The sequence below is a fragment of the Pseudomonas sp. TE21435 genome, assembly GCF_056279265.1.
In genome coordinates this window covers 5,672,667-5,690,457 of sequence record NZ_JBWBQZ010000001.1, presented here as the reverse complement: position 1 = coordinate 5,690,457, position 17,791 = coordinate 5,672,667, and the positions used below count along the sequence as shown (strand labels likewise).

Here is a 17,791-nt window from a genome sequence, read left to right as displayed (position 1 = left end):
GAGGACTGTTCCCATGAGCAACGTCGACCACGCCGAAATCGCCAAGTTCGAAGCCCTGGCCCACCGCTGGTGGGACCGCGAGAGCGAGTTCAAGCCGCTGCACGACATCAACCCGCTGCGGGTCAACTGGATCGACGAGCGCGTCGGCCTGGCCGGCAAGAAGGTGCTGGACGTCGGCTGCGGCGGCGGCATCCTCAGCGAGGCGATGGCCCAGCGCGGTGCCACCGTGACCGGCATTGACATGGGCGAGGCGCCGCTGGCGGTGGCCCAACTGCACCAGCTGGAGTCTGGCGTGGCGGTGGAATACCGGCAGATCACCGCCGAGGCCCTGGCCGAAGAGATGCCCGAACAGTTCGACGTGGTCACCTGCCTGGAGATGCTCGAGCACGTCCCCGACCCTTCGTCGGTGATCCGCGCCTGCTATCGCATGGTCAAGCCGGGCGGCCAGGTGTTCTTCTCGACCATCAACCGCAACCCCAAGGCCTACCTGCTGGCGATCATCGGTGCCGAATACGTGCTGAAGATGCTGCCGCGTGGCACCCACGACTTCAAGAAGTTCATCCGCCCCTCAGAGCTGGGCGCCTGGAGCCGTGCCGCAGGCCTGGAGATCAAGGACATCATCGGCCTGACCTACAACCCGCTGACCAAGCACTACAAGCTGTGCAACGACGTCGACGTCAACTACATGATCCAGACCCTGCGCGAGGAATGAGCATGCGCCTGCGAGCAGTACTCTTCGACATGGACGGCACCCTGCTGGACACGGCGCCGGACTTCATCGCAATCTGCCAGGCGATGCTCGCCGACCGCGGCCTGCCGGCCATCGACGACGCGCGCATCCGCGAGGTGATTTCCGGCGGCGCCCGCGCCATGGTCGCCGCGACGTTCGCCATGGACCCCGAGGCCGACGGCTTCGAAGCCCTGCGCCTGGAGTTCCTCGAGCGCTACCAGCGCGATTGCGCGGTGCACAGCAAGCTGTTCGACGGCATGCCGGAGCTGCTGGCCGACATCGAGAAAGGCAACCTGCTGTGGGGCGTGGTCACCAACAAGCCGGTGCGCTTCGCCGAGCCGATCATGCAACGTCTGGGCCTGGCCGAGCGCTCGGCGCTGCTGATCTGCCCGGACCACGTGAAGAACAGCAAGCCCGACCCCGAGCCGCTGATCCTGGCATGCAAGACGCTTGACCTGGACCCGGCCAGCGTCCTGTTCGTCGGCGACGACCTGCGCGACATCGAGTCCGGCCGCGACGCCGGCACCCGCACCGCAGCGGTGCGCTATGGCTATATTCATCCAGAGGACAACCCCAACAACTGGGGCGCCGACGTGGTGGTGGACCACCCGCTGGAACTGCGCAAGGTGATCGACAGCGCGCTGTGCGGCTGCTGATTTCAAGTCGCAAGCGTCAAGCTTCAAGCCTCAAGAAAGAGCAGCTCCAACACTGATCCGCTTTCTCTTGTAGCTTGCCGCTTATAGCTTGCAGCTCATATTCAAGGACAGACCTATGTTCGACTACACCGCCCGCCCCGACCTGCTCAAGGGCCGGATCATCCTGGTCACCGGTGCCGGCCGCGGTATCGGCGCCGCCGCCGCCAAGGCCTATGCCGCCCTGGGCGCCACCGTGCTGCTGCTGGGCAAGACCGAAGCCAACCTGAACGAGGTCTACGACCAGATCGAAGCCGCGGGCCACCCGCAACCGGTGGTGATCCCGTTCAACCTGGAAACCGCCCTGCCCCACCAGTACGACGAACTGGCGGTGATGATCGAGGACCAGTTCGGCCGCCTCGACGGCCTGCTCAACAACGCCTCGATCATTGGTCCGCGCACGCCGCTGGAGCAGCTGTCGGGCGACAACTTCATGCGCGTGATGCACATCAACGTCAACGCCACCTTCATGCTGACCAGCACCTTGCTGCCGCTGCTGAAGCTGTCGGAGGATGCCTCGGTGGTGTTCACTTCCAGCAGCGTCGGGCGCAAGGGCCGCGCTTACTGGGGCGCCTACGGGGTGTCGAAATTCGCCACCGAGGGCCTGATGCAGACCCTGGCGGATGAACTGGAAGGCGTAGCGCCAGTGCGCTCCAACAGCATCAACCCGGGCGCCACGCGCACGGCGATGCGCGCCCAGGCTTACCCAAGCGAAAACCCACAGAACAACCCGCTGCCCGAGGACATCATGCCGGTGTACCTGTACCTGATGGGACCGGACAGCAAGGATGTGAACGGGCAGGCGCTGAACGCACAGTAAATCCGATAAGACTGATCGCGGGGCAAGCCCGCCCCACGCCTTGCTGCGTGGGGCGGCGGTGCGCCGATGCGACTTGCCCCGCGATGCTTTCAGCCCGCCGCCAAGGCCGGGCGCAGACGCCCCTGCTGGCGCCCTTCGAGCTGCATGCAACGCTCCAGGAACAGGAACATGCAGTCGTAGCTCTTGCAGATCGCCCGACGCAACTCGGTGCGCAGCCCCAGGGTCGGGCTCTCGCCCGCCAAGGTACAGATGATTTCCAGCGCTTCCCACGGGTGCGCGTCATCATACTGCGCATGCATCTTCAGCCATTTCATGGCGCGCTTGCGGGTGTCTTCGGGGAAGCCCTGGGCGTAGGTATCTTCGGCGCAGACCACCGCCGACCATTCGCCGGTGGCACCTTCGATGGCGTAGTTGGTGGCCGCCATGGCGATGGCCAGCGACTCGGTGGCGCATACTCGCCAACACCAGTCGTTCAAGCCATTGAGCTCGGGCGGCACTTCCTGGGACTGCAGTTCATGCAGGTGGATGCCATGGGCCTGGCACCAGTGCACCCAGTAGTCGGCATGATTGAGCTCGACGCGGATGTTGCGCATCAGCCAGCGGCGCGCCATGTCCTCGCCGGGGTGCCGGGCGTAACGGGTCTTGGTGAGGTTGTGGGCCATGTAGAGGGAGAACTGCTCGACCACCGGCCAGCCACCGATCAGGTACTGGCGGATGGTCGACTGCTTGAGCTGGCCATCGCGCAGGCGTTGGTAGAACTCATGCTCCACCACCCTGCGCTTGCTTTCGCGGCAATCCTCTATCAGTTGTTGGGCCCACTGCGGATAACTGGCCGGATCCATCAATGGTCCGATCCTTACGAACGCGTCGATCACTGTCAGCTCCTTGATTCCCTGTGATTTCCGGGCGTTATTCAGCGAAAGGTCCCCGGCGCCCGGTGCAGAAGGGGCCTCGCGGCAATCCGTTGGCGCTGCAGGCTGTCGCAGGTGAACACCTGCGGGCGTTCGATGAGATATCCCTGGGCGTAATCCACGCCGATCTCCTGCAAAGCCTGCTCGATCAGTGGCGTCTCGACGAACTCGGCGATGGTCCGCTTACCCATGACGTGGCCGATGTGATTGATCACTTCGACCATCGCCCGGTTGATCGGGTCATCGAGCATGTCCTTGACGAAACTTCCGTCGATCTTCAGGAAGTCTACAGGCAAATGCTTCAAATAGGCGAATGACGACATTCCGGCGCAGAAGTCGTCCAGCGAGAATTTGCAGCCCAATCCTTTCAATTCATTGATGAACCGGATTGCGCTGCCCAGGTTGGCGATGGCGCTGGTTTCGGTAATTTCAAAACAGATCAACCGTGGCGGAATGTCGAACTCGCCAAACAGGCGCTGCAGGTACTCGAGGAACTTGTCGTCACCTATGCTCGAACCGGAAAGGTTGATGGCGCACATGGCCAACGGCCCCTCCCGCCCCTCGTCCAGGCACTGGCGAATCACCTGGAACACGCTGCGCACCACCCAACGATCAAGCGCGGTCATCAGGCCGTAGCGCTCGGCTGCGGGAATGAAGCTGTCGGGCAGGATGGTACGCCCGCTTTCGTCGTGCAGGCGCAGGAGGATTTCGATATGCCCCGGCCCCTCGTGGGGATGCAAAGGGGCGATTTCCTGGGCGTAGAGACAGAAGCGATTCTCCTCCAGCGCGACGTGCAGGCGCTGGATCCAGGCCATTTCACCGAAGCGCATGGACAGCTCGCTGTCGTCGGCGTGATAGACCTGGACGCGGTTGCGTCCTTTCTCCTTGGCCATGTAGCAGGCCATGTCCGCCGCGCGCAACGACGCCTCCAGGGTGCTGGGCACCTGGGCGATATGCACCAGGCCGATGCTGACCGTGGTGACGAAGGGCCTGCCCTTCCACACGAAATGCAGGCTCTGCACGGCCTGGCGCAATTGCTCGGCGATGCGCTCGCCCTGCTCGGGGGGGCAGTTCTCGAGCAGCACGCCGAACTCGTCACCCCCCAGGCGCGCCAGGGTGTCGCCCTCGCGCAGGCCCGACTGCAGCACCGCGCAGATATGCCGCAACAGCTCGTCGCCAGCGGCATGGCCACAGGTGTCGTTGACCAGCTTGAACTGGTCCAGGTCGAGGAACATCAGCGAATGCCGCCCGGCCTGGCGCGCCAGGCCATTGAGCGCCTGCTCCAGGCGGTACTCGAACTCGCGGCGGTTGGCCAGCCCGGTCAGGGCGTCGTGGGTGGCCTGCCACGATAGATTGGCAATGTACTGGCGCTCCTGGGTCATGTCGTGCAGCACCACCACGATGCCACTGACCTGCCCTTCGGTGAGAATGGGCGAGCCCACCAGGTTGACCGACACCGTGCTGCCATCCAGGCGCTGGATCAACCGGGCGTGCTCGGCGCCACCCTTGAGGCTGCCGCTGAGCACCTGCTCGACCAGCGTCATGCTATCGCCTTCTGCATTCTCGTCGAGCAGGCTGAACAGCGCCGCCAGCGGCAGGCCCTGGGCCTGCACCGCCTGCCAGTGAGTCAGTTGCTCGGCGGCCGGGTTCATGTAGCTGATGCAACCGTCGACATCGGCGGTAATCACCGCGTCGCCGATCGACTCCAGGGTGATCTGCGCCCGCTCCTTTTCCTCTTGCAACGCACTGGCGAACGCCTGGCGCTGGGCCAGCAGCTTGCTTGAGCGCCGCCAGGCCATGGCGATGAGGAACAGCGCAGTGGCCAGGTTGGTGAGCATCAGCACCTTGAGCAGCATCCGCGAGCCTTCGCCCAGGGCATCGCTGAACGCCTTGGCGGCGGGCGTCACGCCATCATTGATGGCAACGATGCGCGCCTTCCAGTTGGCTACCTGGTGGGCGTCGACCTTGTCGCCGGCAAACCCTTCGCGCATCTGCTGGGCCAGTACGTCGAGCTGGCGCAGGTAGTCGTCACCGATGTCCCAATAATCGATGGCGGTTTCCATGTAGCTGATATGGCGAAAGTTGCGGTAGAACCAGATGATCCGGGCAACGTCTTCGGGATGGTTGCCGCCCTGCAGCACGCCTTGGCGCGCCGCCTCCAGGTCCGGCTCGGGCCGATCCAGGGCCAGGCGCAAGTTGTGATCCCCCTGGGGCACCAGGATGGCCCGACGATAGCGGGCATAGGTCAGCGGATCACGATCATCGGCATAGAGGTTGAGGTAGTAGATAGCGTCCTTCTGCGCCTTGGACCACAGGCTCTCGCCCGCCACATAGGCACGCACGGCGGACAACGCATAAAGACTCAGACTGCCCAGCAGTACCTGGAAAACCACAACGGCGACGAAGGGCCAGATGATACCCAGCAGCCTTGGCGCTTCGAGAGTCCGATTTCCCTTCATGTAATCCCTGTCATGACGGCAGATAAGGCACGAATCGACCTAGACAAGCACAGCGTAGGCCATTTGCCATGAAGGAGCGACAAGCTGCAAGCCCCAAGCGGCAAGAAAAAGTGCGCTGACTTCAACTTGCCGCTTGCAGCTCGAAGCTTGAGGCGGTTTTCAGGTTTGCTGCAGGTGGCCGTAGAGCTTGGCGTACAGGCCGCCTTCGGCGATCAGTTGCTGGTGGTCGCCATCTTCGGCGACATGGCCGCCATCGAACACCAGCACCCGGTCCGCCTGCTTCACCGCCGACAGGCGGTGGGCGATGATCAGCGTGGTGCGCCCGCTGAGGAAGCGTGCCAAGGCCAGGTGCAGGTTGTACTCGGTAGCCGCGTCCAACGCAGAGGTGGCCTCATCGAGGATGACCACCTTGGGTTCGGCCAGCACCATGCGGGCGATCGCCAGGCGCTGGCGCTGGCCACCAGACAGGCGCACGCCGGAACGCCCGACGATGCTGTCCAGGCCCTGGGGCAGCGCGGCGATGGTGGCGTCCAGCTGGGCGATGCGCAGCGCCTGCCAGCAGTCCTCGTCACTGCAGTCACGACCCATGGCCAGGTTGGCACGCACGCTGTCGTTGAACAGCGAGGGGTGCTGCAGCACCACCGCGACATTTTCGCGCAGGGTCTCCAGGCCGATCTCCTGCAGGCTGGCGCCCCCGAAGCGGATGGTCCCGGCCTGGGCGCTGTACAGCCCAAGCAGCAACTGCACCAAGGTACTCTTGCCACCGCCGCTGGCACCGACGATGGCGACCTTCTCGCCCGGGGCGATGGTCAGGTTGAGCTGGTCGAGCACCGGCTCGTCGGCATAGGCGAAGCGCAGGTCGCGCACCTCGATACCAACCGTCTCGCGCCCGGCGAACGGGTCGCCGGCCGCCGGGTACTGCGGCTCGTCGGCCCGCGCCAGCAGCTCGTTCAAGCGACTCAGCGCACCGCCGGCGGCGTAGTAGGCATATTGCAGGTTCAGCAACTGCTCCACCGGCCCGATCATGAACCACAGGTAGCTGAACACCGCCAGCATCTGGCCGATCGACAGGTCGGAGAACAGCACCGTGAGCATGGCAGCGGCACGGAAGATGTCGATGCCGAACTGGAACAACAGGCCACTGGCGCGACCGCTGGCGTCGCTCTTCCACTGCGAGGCAACCGCGTAGTCGCGCACCTCGCGGGCGCGCAGTCCCAAGCGGCCGAGGAAGTAGCCCTGGCGGTTGCTGGCGCGGATTTCCTGGATCGCGTCGAGGGTCTCGGTCAATGCCTGGGTGAAACGTGCGGTGCTGTCGTTCTCGAGCTTCTTCAGGTGCTTGACGCGCTTGCCCAACTGCACGGTGAAATAGATCACCAGCGGGTTGAACAGCAGGATCAGCAGCGCCAGCTGCCAGTGCATCCAGATCAGGATGGCCGCGGTGCCGGTCAGCGTGAGCACGGGCCACCAGGAAGCGGCTCAGGGTTTCGCCGACGAACTTGTCGAGGGTGTCCAGGTCGGTGACCAGGTGGGTGGTCACCGTGCCGCTGCCCAGGCTTTCGTACTCCTTGAGCGAAATGCGCTTGAGCCGCTCGATCAGGCGGATGCGCAGGCGGTAGACGATGTCCTTGGCCAGGCCGGCGAACAGCTTGGCCTGGACCACGTTGAACACCAGCGCCGCCAGGCGCAGGCCGAGGGTGGCGCACAGCATCAGCCCGATGTAACCGGCGGCCACCTGCCAGCCCGCGGGCAGGAAATTGTTCATCCACTTCAGCGCCGCATCGCCATGCCCCAGCAACACTTCATCCACCAGCAAAGGCAGCAGCAAGGGAATCGGCACGCTGCACAGGGCGGCAAGCACGGCCACCAGGTTGGCAGTCCACAGGGCTTGCTTGTGGTGCAGGGCCAGACGGCGGATTTCCGCCCAGCTCAGGCGATCGGGCACAGCGGGGGACTTCCCTGGCACAGGGTCTGGCGACCCTGGCAGGTCAAGCACAGGCGGCCTGCTGCAGCCAGCGGCCGAGCAAGGGTTGCAGGCTTTCCAGCGGCTGGTAGCCATTGGTCAGCAGGGCCAGTTGGCCATTGCGCTCGGCCAGCAGCGTGGGGAAGCCAGCGATGCCCAGGTCCTGCACCCAGGCGAAATCGGCACTGGTGGCGACTCGGGTGTCAGGGAGGGTGAAGCGCTGGGAGAACTGTTCGCGGTCGAAGCCGGCCTGCTCGGCCAGCTCCACCAGTTGCGGGGCGCGGGTGACATCCACGCCCTGCTGGTAGAACGATGCCTGGATCAGTTGCAGCAGGCGCCAGGCCCGCTTGTCGTCCAGCTCGCGTGCCGTCACCAGGGCGCGGCATGCCGGCTCCGTGTCGTAGACGAAACCGTCGGGCATCGCGTTGTCGAAACGGAACGGCTGCCCGGTGGCGTCATGCACCGCCTGCCAATGCTCGAGGATGTACTTGCGGGTCGAGGCGTCCAGGGCGCTGCCGCCGGTGCGCAGGCCGCCCGGCACCAGGCGGGTCTCGACACCCGCCTCAAGGGCCTGGGCGATCAGCGCCTCGGCCACCGGGGCAAAGCCCCAGCACCAGGAGCACATCGGGTCCATCACATAGAGCAGGCGTGCGGACATGCATCAGGCCTCGGCTTTGTAGTTGAAACCGATCGGGTGCGGCTGGTTGCGCGCCTTGGCCAGCTCGATCTGCTTTTGGCGGTCGATGGCGCTGCGCCGGGTCTTCTCGCTCAGGCTGTCCCAGCAGTGCGGGCAGCTCACGCCTGGCGAATAGTGCTCCGACTCCCGGTCCTTCACGTCGATCGGGTGGCGGCAGGCATGGCACTGGTCGTACTCGCCCTCGGTCAGGTCGTGACGCACCGTGACCCGATTGTCGAAGACGAAGCAGTCGCCGTCCCAGAGGCTTTCTTCCTGGGGTACTTCCTCGAAGTATTTCAGGATGCCGCCCTTAAGATGATAGACCGCTTCGTAGCCCTCACCGAGCATGTAGCTGGAGGCCTTCTCGCAGCGGATGCCGCCGGTGCAGAACATGGCGACCTTCTTGTGCTTGCTCGGGTCGAAGTGGGCCTTGATGTAGTCGGGGAACTCGCGGAAGGTCTCGGTCTTCGGGTCGATGGCACCCTTGAAGGTGCCGATGGCCACTTCATAGTCATTGCGGGTGTCGATCAGCAGCACTTCCGGGTCGCTGATCAGGGCGTTCCAGTCTTTCGGATCGACGTAGGTGCCGACCGCCTTGTTCGGGTCCACGCCCGGCACGCCGAGGGTGACGATCTCTTTCTTGAGCTTGACCTTGGTGCGGTAGAACGGCTGCTCGTCGCAGTACGACTCTTTATGGTCGACGTCCACCAGGCGTGGGTCGTTGCGCAGCCAGGCCAGCAGCGCGTCGATGCCTTCGCGGGTGGCCGAAACGGTGCCGTTGATACCTTCGTTGGCCAGCAGCAGGGTGCCTTTTACGCCGTTGTCGAGCATCGCCTTGAGCAGCGGCTCGCGCAGTTCGACGTAGTCTTCCAGGGTGACGAACTTGTACAGCGCCGCCACGACGATCGGTTGGGTCATTGCGTTGAATCTCCAGGTGGTTGCCCTCGTAAGGGGCGGACCGGGTTTGGCAAAAGCATGGGGCCGCTGCGCAGCCCATCGCCGGCAAGCCGGCTCCCACACGCTCAGCGCAAGACTCGAAATTTGCGCAGGACTTGTGGGAGCCGGCTTGCCGGCGATGGGCCGCAAAGCGGCCCCGAAGGAATAACGCGAATTGTACCAGAACGACGGAAAGGATTCAGTGCTTGCCGCCGCCGGCACACACCGGCGAGGCCGGTGCCACACCGACCGCCGCCCATTCCTCAGGCGTGTAGGTGTGAATCGCCAGGGCGTGGATCTGGCCCATCAGATCACCCATGGTGGCGTAGACCTTCTGGTGGCGCTTGACGCTGTTCAGCCCGGCGAACTGCTCGCTGACCAGCACCGCCTTGTAGTGCGTTTCCTGGCCACGGCTGTGCATGTGGCTTTCGTTGTGCACTTCGAGGTGTTGCGTGCCCAGCGGCGCCAGTTGCTGCTCGATGCGTTGCTGCATGCTCATCGCGTCACGCTCACTTCTTCGCCGGGGCCTTGCCGGCGCTTGGGTCCAGTTCCTTGGTCATGTCTTCGAGCAGCTTGTTGACCACTGGCACGGCCGGTTCCAGGCTCTGCTGGGTCAGCTGGGCGGACTGCTGGGTGACCTTGGGCATTTCCCGCAGGACCTTCTTGCCCAGCGGCGATTCGTAGAACTTGACCAGATCGTTCAGCTCGGCCTCGGTGAAGGTCGCGGTGTACAGGTCGACCATCTTCGGCTTGAGTTTTTTCCAGCCGATGGCGTTGTCCAGGGCGGCGTTGGCCTTGGCCTGGTAGCTGTCGAGCACGGTTTTCTTGGAGGCCGGCGCCTTGGTCTGCTCGAAGCGCTGGGCGAACATCTGCTGGACCTGCATGTACACCGGGGTGCCCAGCTTGTCGGCATTGGCCAGGGTCAGGAATTTCTCGGCGGCAGCGTTGTGGGCTGGAGTGGCGGCGAGTACCTGGCCGCTGGCGCAAACCAGGGCAACGGCGGCACAGAGGACACGGAGACGGGTCATTGCATTTCCTTCAAGAAAGGGAGGCGAGTACCTCAGAGTAGAGCATTCTGCGCTGTGATGGCGAAGTGCTCAAGTGGCACGACGAGCGATGGAACCGCTCTGTCGAATCAGGGCCTAAACTGCGATTTCGAACCACAAAGGAGTGAGCGCAGCATGAGCCGTATCGAGACAGACAGCCTGGGCCCGGTCGAAGTTCCAGAGGGCGCCTACTGGGGTGCGCAAACCCAGCGTTCGCTGATCAACTTCGCCATTGGCAAGGAGCGCATGCCGCTCGCGGTGCTGCACGCCCTGGCGCTGGTCAAGAAAGCCGCTGCCCGGGTCAACGACCGCAACGGCGACCTGCCCGCCGACATCGCCCGCCTGATCGAGCAGGCCGCCGACGAAGTGCTCGACGGCGAACACGACGACCAGTTCCCGCTGGTGGTGTGGCAGACCGGCAGCGGCACCCAGAGCAACATGAACGTCAACGAGGTGATCGCTGGCCGCGCCAACGAGCTGGCCGGCAAGGGGCGCGGCGGCAAGGTGCCGGTGCACCCCAATGATCACGTCAACCGCTCGCAGAGCTCCAATGACTGCTTCCCCACCGCCATGCACATCGCCGCGGCCCAGGCGGTGCATGAGAAACTGCTGCCGGCGATCGCCGAACTGTCGGCCGGCCTGGCCGAGCTGTCGGCGCGCCACTCGCACCTGGTGAAAACCGGGCGCACGCACATGATGGACGCCACGCCGATCACCTTCGGCCAGGAGGTCTCGGCCTTCGTCGCCCAGCTCGACTACGCCCAGCGCGCCATCCGCGCGACTTTGCCGGCGGTTTGCGAGCTGGCCCAGGGGGGCACCGCCGTGGGCACCGGGCTCAATGCCCCGCACGGTTTCGCCGAAGCCATCGCCGCGGAGCTGGCGGCCTTGTCCGGCCTGCCGTTCGTCACCGCGCCGAACAAGTTCGCCGCCCTGGCCGGCCATGAGCCGCTGACCAGCCTGGCCGGGGCGCTGAAGACCCTCGCCGTGGCCCTGATGAAGATCGCCAACGACCTGCGGCTGCTGGGTTCCGGCCCGCGCGCGGGGATTGCCGAGGTACGCCTGCCAGCCAACGAGCCAGGGAGTTCGATCATGCCCGGCAAGGTCAACCCGACGCAGTGCGAGGCCTTGTCGATGCTGGCTTGTCAGGTGCTGGGCAACGACACGGCGATCGGCTTTGCCGCCAGCCAGGGGCATCTGCAACTGAACGTGTTCAAACCGGTAATCATCCACAACCTGCTGCAGTCGATTGAACTGCTGGCCGATGGTTGCAGCAACTTCCAGCAGCACTGCGTGGCCGGCATCGAGCCGGATGCCGAGCAGATGGCGGCGCACCTGGAGCGTGGATTGATGCTGGTGACAGCGCTGAACCCGCACATTGGCTACGACAAGGCGGCGGAAATTGCCAAGAAAGCCTATGCCGAGGGCAAGACCCTGCGCGAGGCGGCGCTGGAGCTCAAGTACCTGACCAACGAGCAGTTCGACCAGTGGGTGCGACCAGAGAACATGCTGGCGCCCGGCGGCAAGGGTTGATCCAGCGGCCTCATTGCGGTGCGCCGTGATGAGGCCGTCAATCAACCAGCGCGCGACGCGCTTTCCAGCCAGCCACCAGCGATGGCCCCAGCGCCACCAGCGCCGAACCCAGTACAACGGTCACCGCCCCGACATACCCCAGGCCATTGATCTGCTCGGCATGCACGTAGTCCGGCCATAGCCAGGCCGCCAACGCTACCGCAACGAACGTCACCAGCGGCGTCAGCGCCAGCGTCGCGCTCACCCGCGAGGCCTCCCAATGCGCCAATGCCTCGGCGAACGCGCCATAGGCCACCAGCGTGTTCAGGCAGCAGGCCAGCAACAACCAGCCCTGCAACGGGCTGAGCTGCAACGCCTCCAGCGGATGCACCCAAGGCGTCAGCAGCAGCGCGCAACAGACGTAGATCACCATCATCACCTGCTGCGAGTTCCACACCGTCAGCAGTTGCTTCTGGCTCAGGGCATAGAACACCCAGATGCTGGTGGCCAGGATGATGGTGAGTACACCGGTGGTATAGCTGCCGAGTGACGTGAGCAGTTCTTCCAGGCGCTGGTTGAAGAACAACGCGAATCCCAACAGCAGCACCAACAGGCCCAGGCCCTGTCCCAGGCTGAAGCGCTCCTTGAAGACGAATACGCTGGCCACCAGCAACAACACCGGCCCCAGTTGCACCACCAGTTGCGCGGTACCGGGACTGAGCAGGTTGAGCCCGACCAGGTACAACACGTAGTTGCCGACCAGACCCGCCACCGCGACGGCCACCAGCCCCTTGCCCTTGACGCCGAGTCGGCTGAACGACGGCAGTCGCCGATTGGCCGCCAGCCACGCGAACAGCAGGCCCCCGGATACGCTCAGGCGATACCAGGTGACGGTCACCGGGTCCATCACCTGCAGCACCTGCTTGAGCTTGATCGGCAGAATGCCCCAGAGAAACGCGGTCAGCAGCGCCAGCAGCAGGCCCTGGACCCAGCGTCCGGAAGATATGTGCATGGTGTCCTCGAATCAGGCTTTGGCGGGGGAAGCTGCAGTCTAAAGGCTTGCCGGGAAGGATGTGGTGGGAAAAGATTTCATCAGGTCATTCCCAGGATGCATGCTCAATGCGTGGGCAGGCTTTCGTGGGAGCGGCGGTGCGCCGATGCGACTTGCCCCGCGATAGGGCCAAGCCAACCCCCATACACGATCCGCCTACTTCTTGTCCTTGGCGAACGCCGCCTCCAGCGCCTGGTTGATCGTGCGCAGCACCTTTACCCGCGCCCAGCGCTTGTCGTTGGCCTCCACCAGGGTCCACGGCGCGATCTCGGTGCTGGTGCGGTCGACCATGTCGCCCACCGCTTCGGAATAGACATCCCACTTGTCGCGGTTGCGCCAGTCTTCCTCGGTGATCTTGTAGCGCTTGAACGGGATCTGCTCGCGCTCCTCGAACCGCTCGAGCTGGGTTTGCTGGTCGATGGCCAGCCAGAACTTGACCACCACCACGCCAGCATTGCTCAGTTGCTCCTCGAAATCGTTGATCTCGCCGTAGGCGCGCATCCAGTCCGCCGGGCTGCAGAAGCCCTCGACCCGCTCCACCAGCACCCGGCCATACCAGGAGCGGTCGAAGACGGTGAATTTGCCGCGCGCCGGAATGTGCCGCCAGAACCGCCAGAGGTACGGCTGGGCACGCTCTTCCTCGGTGGGCGCGGCAATCGGTACGATGCGGTACTGGCGCGGGTCCAGCGCCGCCGCCACGCGGCGAATGGCCCCGCCCTTGCCGGCAGCGTCGTTACCTTCGAAAACCGCCACCAGCGCATGCCGGCGCATGTGCTTGTTACGCAAAAGCCCCGCCAGGCGTGCCTGCTCGGTGACCAGCTGCTCTTCGTAATCGCGTTTGTCCAGGCGCTTGCTCAGGTCAAGTGCGCCCAGCAGGCTCTTCTGGTCAATGCTGCGCCCCAGCGGTGTCACATTGCCCTGGTGCTTGAGTGGCTTGTTGTCCAGCGCCGCCTGCAGGCTCTCCAACAGAATGCGCCCCACCGCGAGGCTGCGGTAATACGGATCGACGCCCTCGATCACGTGCCAAGGCGCGTAGTCGCGACTGGTACGACGCAGCACCCGCTCGCCGAAGCGCACGAAGCGGTCGTAGGTTTGCGACTGCTGCCAGTCCAGCGGGCTGATGCGCCAGTTGTGCAGCGGGTCTTCCTTGAGCGCCTTGAGCCGCGCCTTCATCTGTTTCTTGGACAAGTGGAACCAGAACTTGATGATCAGCGCGCCCTCGTCGCACAGCATCTGCTCCAGGCGCTCGGCGCCGGCGATGGCCTGGTCGAGCACCGCGTCCTTGAACTGGCCGTGCACCCGCCCTTCGAGCATCTGGCTGTACCAGTTGCCGAAGAACACGCCCATCCGCCCTTTCGGTGGCAGCGCCCGCCAGTAGCGCCAGGCCGGCGGGCGAGCCAGCTCTTCGTCGGTCTGCTGGTCGAAGGTGCGAACCTCGATCAGCCGCGGGTCCATCCACTCATTGAGCAGCTTGACCGTCTCGCCCTTGCCGGCGCCCTCGATGCCGTTGATCAGCACGATCACCGGAAAGCGCGCCTGTTGCTTGAGTTCGTACTGGGCTTCGAGCAAGGCCTCGCGCAGGGCGGGCACTTCGGCTTCGTAGGTGTCCTTGTCGATGCTGTGACCGATTTCGGCGGATTCGAACATGGAGGGCTCCTTCAATGGATAAGCAAGATTAGCGGATCGAGGAGGATTTTTGCGCCCTCTGCGCTCACCATCGCGACACCAGGCCGCTGCCACGAACGACGCAAGCGTCTGCAGATCGCTTAAGATCCCCCCTTTGTTGCAACCGAGCCGACCATGTCCGACACCCTCCCCCCCACACAGGCCCAGATCGACTGGGATGACCAGGGCCGTCCCCACTCCCGGCAATACCATGATGTCTACTTCGCCATCAACGAAGGCATCGACGAGACCCTGCATGTGTTCATCGAGCAGAACCACCTGCGCCAGCGCTTCGCCGAGCTGCAGCCGCATGCATGCCTGGTGATCGGTGAAACGGGTTTTGGCACCGGCATGAACTTCTTCTGTGCCTGGCAACTGTTCGCGGAGCTTGCGCCCGCCGAGGCGCGACTGCATTTCGTCAGCGTCGAGAAGTACCCGCTGGCCCGCGACGACCTGGCCCGCGCCATGCAACTGTGGCCGGAGCTGGCCGCCTTCACCCAGCCGTTGCTGGAACAGTACGTGGCGATCCACCCAGGCTTCCAGCAATTCAGCCTCGCCGGTGGCCGCGTCACCCTGACCCTGATGATCGGCGACGCGCTGGAACAGTTGCCTCAGCTCGATGCCCGCATCGACGCCTGGTTCCTCGATGGCTTCGCCCCGGCAAAGAACCCCGACATGTGGACGCCGGAACTGTTCGCCCAGCTGGCGCGGCTGTCGCACCCCGGCACTACCCTGGGTACCTTCACCACCACCGGCTGGGTGCGTCGCTCGCTGATCGAGGCCGGCTTTACCATGAAGAAAGTGCCGGGCATCGGCAAGAAGTGGGAAGTGATGCACGGGGTCTACAGCGGTGCGCCGGCCACTGGCGCACCACCCTGGTACGCACACCCGACAGCCGCATCGGGGCCACGCGAAGCGCTGGTGATCGGCGCCGGCCTGGCCGGCAGCGCCACCGCCCAGAGCCTGGCAGCACGGGGCTGGCAAGTCTGTGTGCTGGAGCGCCACGACGGCCCGGCCCGGGAGGCCTCGGGCAATCCACAAGGTGTGCTGTACCTGAAGCTTTCCGCCCACGGCACAGCCCTTTCGCAGATGATCCTCGCCGGCTTCGGCTACACCCGCCGCTGGCTCGAGCACCTGCAGCATGGCCAGGACTGGGAGGCCTGCGGCGTATTGCAACTGGCTTTCGATGACCAGGAGAACGCGCGCCAGGCCAAGCTGGCCGCGGCCTTTGACAACAGCCTGCTACAGCGCCTGGAGCACGCCCAGGCCGAAGCCATCGCCGGGGTCGCGTTGCCCAGCGGCGGCCTGTACTACCCCGAAGGTGGCTGGGTGCACCCACCTGCGCTGTGCCAGGCCCAACTGGATCACCCGCGTATCCGCCTGCTTACCCACGCCGATGTGCTCGAACTGCGCCGTACCGATGGCCTGTGGCAGGCCTGGGAAGGTGAGCGCCTGCTGGCCAGCGCACCGCTGGTGGTGCTGGCCGGCGCCGCCGATATCCGCCGCTTCCCGGCGTGCGCCGGGCTGCCGCTCAAGCGTATTCGTGGGCAGATCACCCGCCTGCCCGTGACCGAAGGCAGCCGTGCGCTGCGCACCGTGGTCTGTGCCGACGGCTACGTGGCACCCCCGCGAGGGGACGAGCACACCCTTGGCGCCAGCTTCGACTTCAACAGCGAAGACCTGGCACCGACTGTGGCCGAGCATCAGGGTAACCTGGCACTGCTCGATGATATCTCGCCAAACCTCGCCACCCGCCTGTGCACCGCCGAGCTGGACCCGGCGCAGTTGCAGGGTCGGGCGGCGTTTCGCTGCACCAGCCCGGATTACCTGCCCATCGTCGGGCCGATGGCCGATGTCGAGGCGTTCAACGAGGCTTACGCCATGCTGGGCAAGGATGCGCGGCAGGTACCGGACGTGGCCTGCCCGTGGCTGGAGGGGTTGTACGTGAACAGTGGGCACGGCTCGCGCGGCCTGATCACAGCGCCGTTGTCTGGTGAGTTGATTGCGGCGTGGGTCACTGGTGAGCCGCTCCCGGTGCCCAGGGCGGTGGCCGAGGCGTGCCATCCCAACCGCTTCGCGCTGCGTCGGCTCATACGGGGCAAGTAGCGCGCCCATTGAACGCAAAAGGCCGCCGCATCGATCGGATGCGGCGGCCTTTTGCCGGGTGCTCAGCGCCGACGCGGCTGGCGCTTGCGCTGTTCTTCGTCGGTCGGGATCGGCACCGGCTGCAACGGTGGCGGGAGCAGGCCCAGGGCGACAGCGAGGTCATGGAGCCAGTTGTACATGCGTTCGTTCATATTGCCCCCTTGACGGGTCAGCCTCTCGGTCAATCAATCTTGCGATGCGTCATACAGATCATAGTCCGATGTCTTGTATTGCGCATGCCTCTGCTTTTACAGATATGGGCGATTCTGACCCGGATCAAGCGCAGATGGCAGCTTCCGACGGTCGGTCAATCGTTTCGCTTTGTTGCAAATCAATCCAGGCCTGCAGATTGGCCCCGCGTTTGCCCTGGCGCCACATCAACCAGGTCATCGCATGATCGAACGGTGCCTGCAAACGGTGGGCACGCACCTGGTCGCGCCCCGGCAGGCTGTCGAGCATCGATTGCGCCATCAAAGCCACCCCGGCCCCGGCGATCACGCAAGCCAGCATGCTCTGGTAGGACTCGATCTCCATCACCCGGCCCATGGGCGTGTGGGCATGGGCATACCAGGCTTCCAGACGCATGCGGTAGGAACAGCCCTGGCGGAAGGTGAACACCGCCTTGCCGGCGACATCCCTGGCGCTGTGCACCACCGGGTGCTCGGGGCTGGTGATCAGTACCAGCGTTTCCTCGCACAGTGGCACGCCATCCAGCCCGGCCAGGTTGAGCGGGCCGTCGACCAACGCCGCGTCCAACCGATGGCTGAGCACGCCTTCGAGCAGTTCGGCACTAGGCGCCGCCTGGACCTGCAGGTTCACTGCTGGATAGGCCTGGTGATAACGCGCCAGCAGCGCCGGCAAGTGGATTGCCGCCGTGCTGTACATGGTGCCCAGCACGAAATCTCCCGCTGGCTGGCCACCCTGCACCGCCGCGAGCGCCTCGTCACGCAGGTTGGACAGGCGCTGAGCATAATCCAGCAGTACCTTGCCAGCCGACGATAACTGCAGACGCTGGCGCTCGCGCAGGAACAGCTCCACCCCCAGCTGCTCCTCGAGCTGACGCAGGCGCGTCGACAGGTTCGACGGCACCCGATGCAAGCGTTCGGCGGCGCGGGTCAATGACCCCTCCTCGGCCACGGCCTGGAAGATGCGCAGTTGGCTGAACTCCATGAGATTCTCCAAAACAGAATA

General features: G+C 64.7%; 15 protein-coding genes and 1 pseudogene. 5 read left to right on the top strand and 11 right to left on the bottom strand.

Features of this window, described 5'->3' with window-relative positions; genetic code table 11:
• Positions 1 to 13 precede the first annotated feature (13 nt).
• The 3 genes from ubiG (at position 14) to ACZ9C1_RS25845 (ending at position 2,242) form a co-directional block, all read left to right on the top strand.
• Positions 14 to 712, top strand: coding sequence for a bifunctional 2-polyprenyl-6-hydroxyphenol methylase/3-demethylubiquinol 3-O-methyltransferase UbiG (gene ubiG / locus ACZ9C1_RS25855; RefSeq protein WP_277503180.1), 699 nt, complete (start codon positions 14 to 16; stop codon positions 710 to 712).
• Between the two features lie 2 nt (positions 713 to 714).
• Complete coding sequence (gene mupP, locus ACZ9C1_RS25850; RefSeq protein ID WP_102684341.1) at positions 715 to 1,386, top strand: N-acetylmuramic acid 6-phosphate phosphatase MupP; 672 nt, start codon at positions 715 to 717, stop codon at positions 1,384 to 1,386.
• A 115-nt stretch (positions 1,387 to 1,501) separates the two neighbouring features.
• Positions 1,502 to 2,242 (top strand): YciK family oxidoreductase, encoded by a 741-nt coding sequence (locus tag ACZ9C1_RS25845; protein WP_102684342.1) that lies wholly within the window; start codon positions 1,502 to 1,504, stop codon positions 2,240 to 2,242.
• 89 nt (positions 2,243 to 2,331) lie between these two features.
• On the opposite strand, the gene ACZ9C1_RS25840 is transcribed toward ACZ9C1_RS25845, so the two are convergent.
• From ACZ9C1_RS25840 to ACZ9C1_RS25810, 7 genes and pseudogenes are all read right to left on the bottom strand, one after another.
• A complete protein-coding gene (locus tag ACZ9C1_RS25840) occupies positions 2,332 to 3,117 on the bottom strand; it encodes a TenA family transcriptional regulator (protein WP_046856627.1) in 786 nt (261 codons plus the stop codon).
• A 38-nt stretch (positions 3,118 to 3,155) separates the two neighbouring features.
• Positions 3,156 to 5,612 (bottom strand): EAL domain-containing protein, encoded by a 2,457-nt coding sequence (locus tag ACZ9C1_RS25835; RefSeq protein ID WP_102684343.1) that lies wholly within the window; start codon positions 5,610 to 5,612, stop codon positions 3,156 to 3,158.
• Positions 5,613 to 5,771: 159 nt separating this feature from the next.
• Positions 5,772 to 7,605: pseudogene (locus ACZ9C1_RS25830) on the bottom strand (ABC transporter ATP-binding protein).
• Positions 7,598 to 8,230, bottom strand: coding sequence for a DsbA family protein (locus ACZ9C1_RS25825; RefSeq protein ID WP_277503178.1), 633 nt, complete (start codon positions 8,228 to 8,230; stop codon positions 7,598 to 7,600). Before ACZ9C1_RS25825 ends, ACZ9C1_RS25830 begins: the two are co-directional and overlap by 8 nt.
• A gap of 3 nt (positions 8,231 to 8,233) precedes the next feature.
• Positions 8,234 to 9,166 carry an oxygen-dependent tRNA uridine(34) hydroxylase TrhO gene (trhO, locus tag ACZ9C1_RS25820; protein ID WP_023631440.1) on the bottom strand — a complete coding sequence of 311 codons (933 nt, stop codon included), beginning with the start codon at positions 9,164 to 9,166 and terminating at the stop codon, positions 8,234 to 8,236.
• Between the two features lie 217 nt (positions 9,167 to 9,383).
• Complete coding sequence (locus tag ACZ9C1_RS25815; RefSeq protein WP_102684346.1) at positions 9,384 to 9,683, bottom strand: BolA family protein; 300 nt, start codon at positions 9,681 to 9,683, stop codon at positions 9,384 to 9,386.
• 10 nt (positions 9,684 to 9,693) lie between these two features.
• On the bottom strand, positions 9,694 to 10,212 hold the full coding sequence (locus ACZ9C1_RS25810; RefSeq protein WP_102684347.1) for a DUF2059 domain-containing protein: 519 nt from the start codon (positions 10,210 to 10,212) through the stop codon (positions 9,694 to 9,696).
• A 153-nt stretch (positions 10,213 to 10,365) separates the two neighbouring features.
• On the opposite strand from ACZ9C1_RS25810, the gene ACZ9C1_RS25805 reads away from it, so the two are divergent.
• Complete coding sequence (locus ACZ9C1_RS25805) at positions 10,366 to 11,760, top strand: class II fumarate hydratase (protein WP_102684348.1); 1,395 nt, start codon at positions 10,366 to 10,368, stop codon at positions 11,758 to 11,760.
• Between the two features lie 37 nt (positions 11,761 to 11,797).
• On the opposite strand, the gene ACZ9C1_RS25800 is transcribed toward ACZ9C1_RS25805, so the two are convergent.
• The gene (locus ACZ9C1_RS25800) at positions 11,798 to 12,751 is read right to left on the bottom strand and encodes a DMT family transporter (protein WP_277503176.1); all 954 of its coding nucleotides are present in this window, start codon (positions 12,749 to 12,751) and stop codon (positions 11,798 to 11,800) included.
• Positions 12,752 to 12,946: 195 nt separating this feature from the next.
• Positions 12,947 to 14,437, bottom strand: a complete 1,491-nt coding sequence (pap, locus tag ACZ9C1_RS25795) for a polyphosphate:AMP phosphotransferase (RefSeq protein ID WP_102684350.1) — start codon at positions 14,435 to 14,437, stop codon at positions 12,947 to 12,949.
• Positions 14,438 to 14,590: 153 nt separating this feature from the next.
• On the opposite strand from pap, the gene mnmC reads away from it, so the two are divergent.
• Positions 14,591 to 16,561, top strand: coding sequence for a bifunctional tRNA (5-methylaminomethyl-2-thiouridine)(34)-methyltransferase MnmC2/FAD-dependent 5-carboxymethylaminomethyl-2-thiouridine(34) oxidoreductase MnmC1 (gene mnmC / locus ACZ9C1_RS25790; protein ID WP_457378545.1), 1,971 nt, complete (start codon positions 14,591 to 14,593; stop codon positions 16,559 to 16,561).
• A gap of 62 nt (positions 16,562 to 16,623) precedes the next feature.
• Here the strand turns inward: mnmC and ACZ9C1_RS25785 are convergent, their stop codons facing one another.
• Both ACZ9C1_RS25785 and ptrR read right to left on the bottom strand, forming a co-directional pair.
• A complete protein-coding gene (locus tag ACZ9C1_RS25785) occupies positions 16,624 to 16,752 on the bottom strand; it encodes a PA1414 family protein (RefSeq protein ID WP_256206021.1) in 129 nt (42 codons plus the stop codon).
• Between the two features lie 124 nt (positions 16,753 to 16,876).
• Positions 16,877 to 17,770, bottom strand: a complete 894-nt coding sequence (gene ptrR, locus ACZ9C1_RS25780; RefSeq protein ID WP_476254526.1) for a putrescine utilization regulator PtrR — start codon at positions 17,768 to 17,770, stop codon at positions 16,877 to 16,879.
• Between the last annotated feature and the right edge of the window lie 21 nt (positions 17,771 to 17,791).

What these genes read in the sequence shown, in the direction of transcription:
- ubiG (WP_277503180.1), top strand. Translation starts at nt 14, where the DNA reads ATGAGCAACGTCGACCACGCCGAAATCGCCAAGTTCGAAGCCCTGGCC.
- mupP (WP_102684341.1), top strand. Translation starts at nt 715, where the DNA reads ATGCGCCTGCGAGCAGTACTCTTCGACATGGACGGCACCCTGCTGGAC.
- ACZ9C1_RS25845 (WP_102684342.1), top strand. Translation starts at nt 1,502, where the DNA reads ATGTTCGACTACACCGCCCGCCCCGACCTGCTCAAGGGCCGGATCATC.
- ACZ9C1_RS25835 (WP_102684343.1), bottom strand. Translation starts at nt 5,612, where the DNA reads ATGAAGGGAAATCGGACTCTCGAAGCGCCAAGGCTGCTGGGTATCATC.
- ACZ9C1_RS25825 (WP_277503178.1), bottom strand. Translation starts at nt 8,230, where the DNA reads ATGTCCGCACGCCTGCTCTATGTGATGGACCCGATGTGCTCCTGGTGC.
- trhO (WP_023631440.1), bottom strand. Translation starts at nt 9,166, where the DNA reads ATGACCCAACCGATCGTCGTGGCGGCGCTGTACAAGTTCGTCACCCTG.
- ACZ9C1_RS25815 (WP_102684346.1), bottom strand. Translation starts at nt 9,683, where the DNA reads ATGAGCATGCAGCAACGCATCGAGCAGCAACTGGCGCCGCTGGGCACG.
- ACZ9C1_RS25810 (WP_102684347.1), bottom strand. Translation starts at nt 10,212, where the DNA reads ATGACCCGTCTCCGTGTCCTCTGTGCCGCCGTTGCCCTGGTTTGCGCC.
- ACZ9C1_RS25805 (WP_102684348.1), top strand. Translation starts at nt 10,366, where the DNA reads ATGAGCCGTATCGAGACAGACAGCCTGGGCCCGGTCGAAGTTCCAGAG.
- ACZ9C1_RS25800 (WP_277503176.1), bottom strand. Translation starts at nt 12,751, where the DNA reads ATGCACATATCTTCCGGACGCTGGGTCCAGGGCCTGCTGCTGGCGCTG.
- pap (WP_102684350.1), bottom strand. Translation starts at nt 14,437, where the DNA reads ATGTTCGAATCCGCCGAAATCGGTCACAGCATCGACAAGGACACCTAC.
- mnmC (WP_457378545.1), top strand. Translation starts at nt 14,591, where the DNA reads ATGTCCGACACCCTCCCCCCCACACAGGCCCAGATCGACTGGGATGAC.
- ACZ9C1_RS25785 (WP_256206021.1), bottom strand. Translation starts at nt 16,752, where the DNA reads ATGAACGAACGCATGTACAACTGGCTCCATGACCTCGCTGTCGCCCTG.
- ptrR (WP_476254526.1), bottom strand. Translation starts at nt 17,770, where the DNA reads ATGGAGTTCAGCCAACTGCGCATCTTCCAGGCCGTGGCCGAGGAGGGG.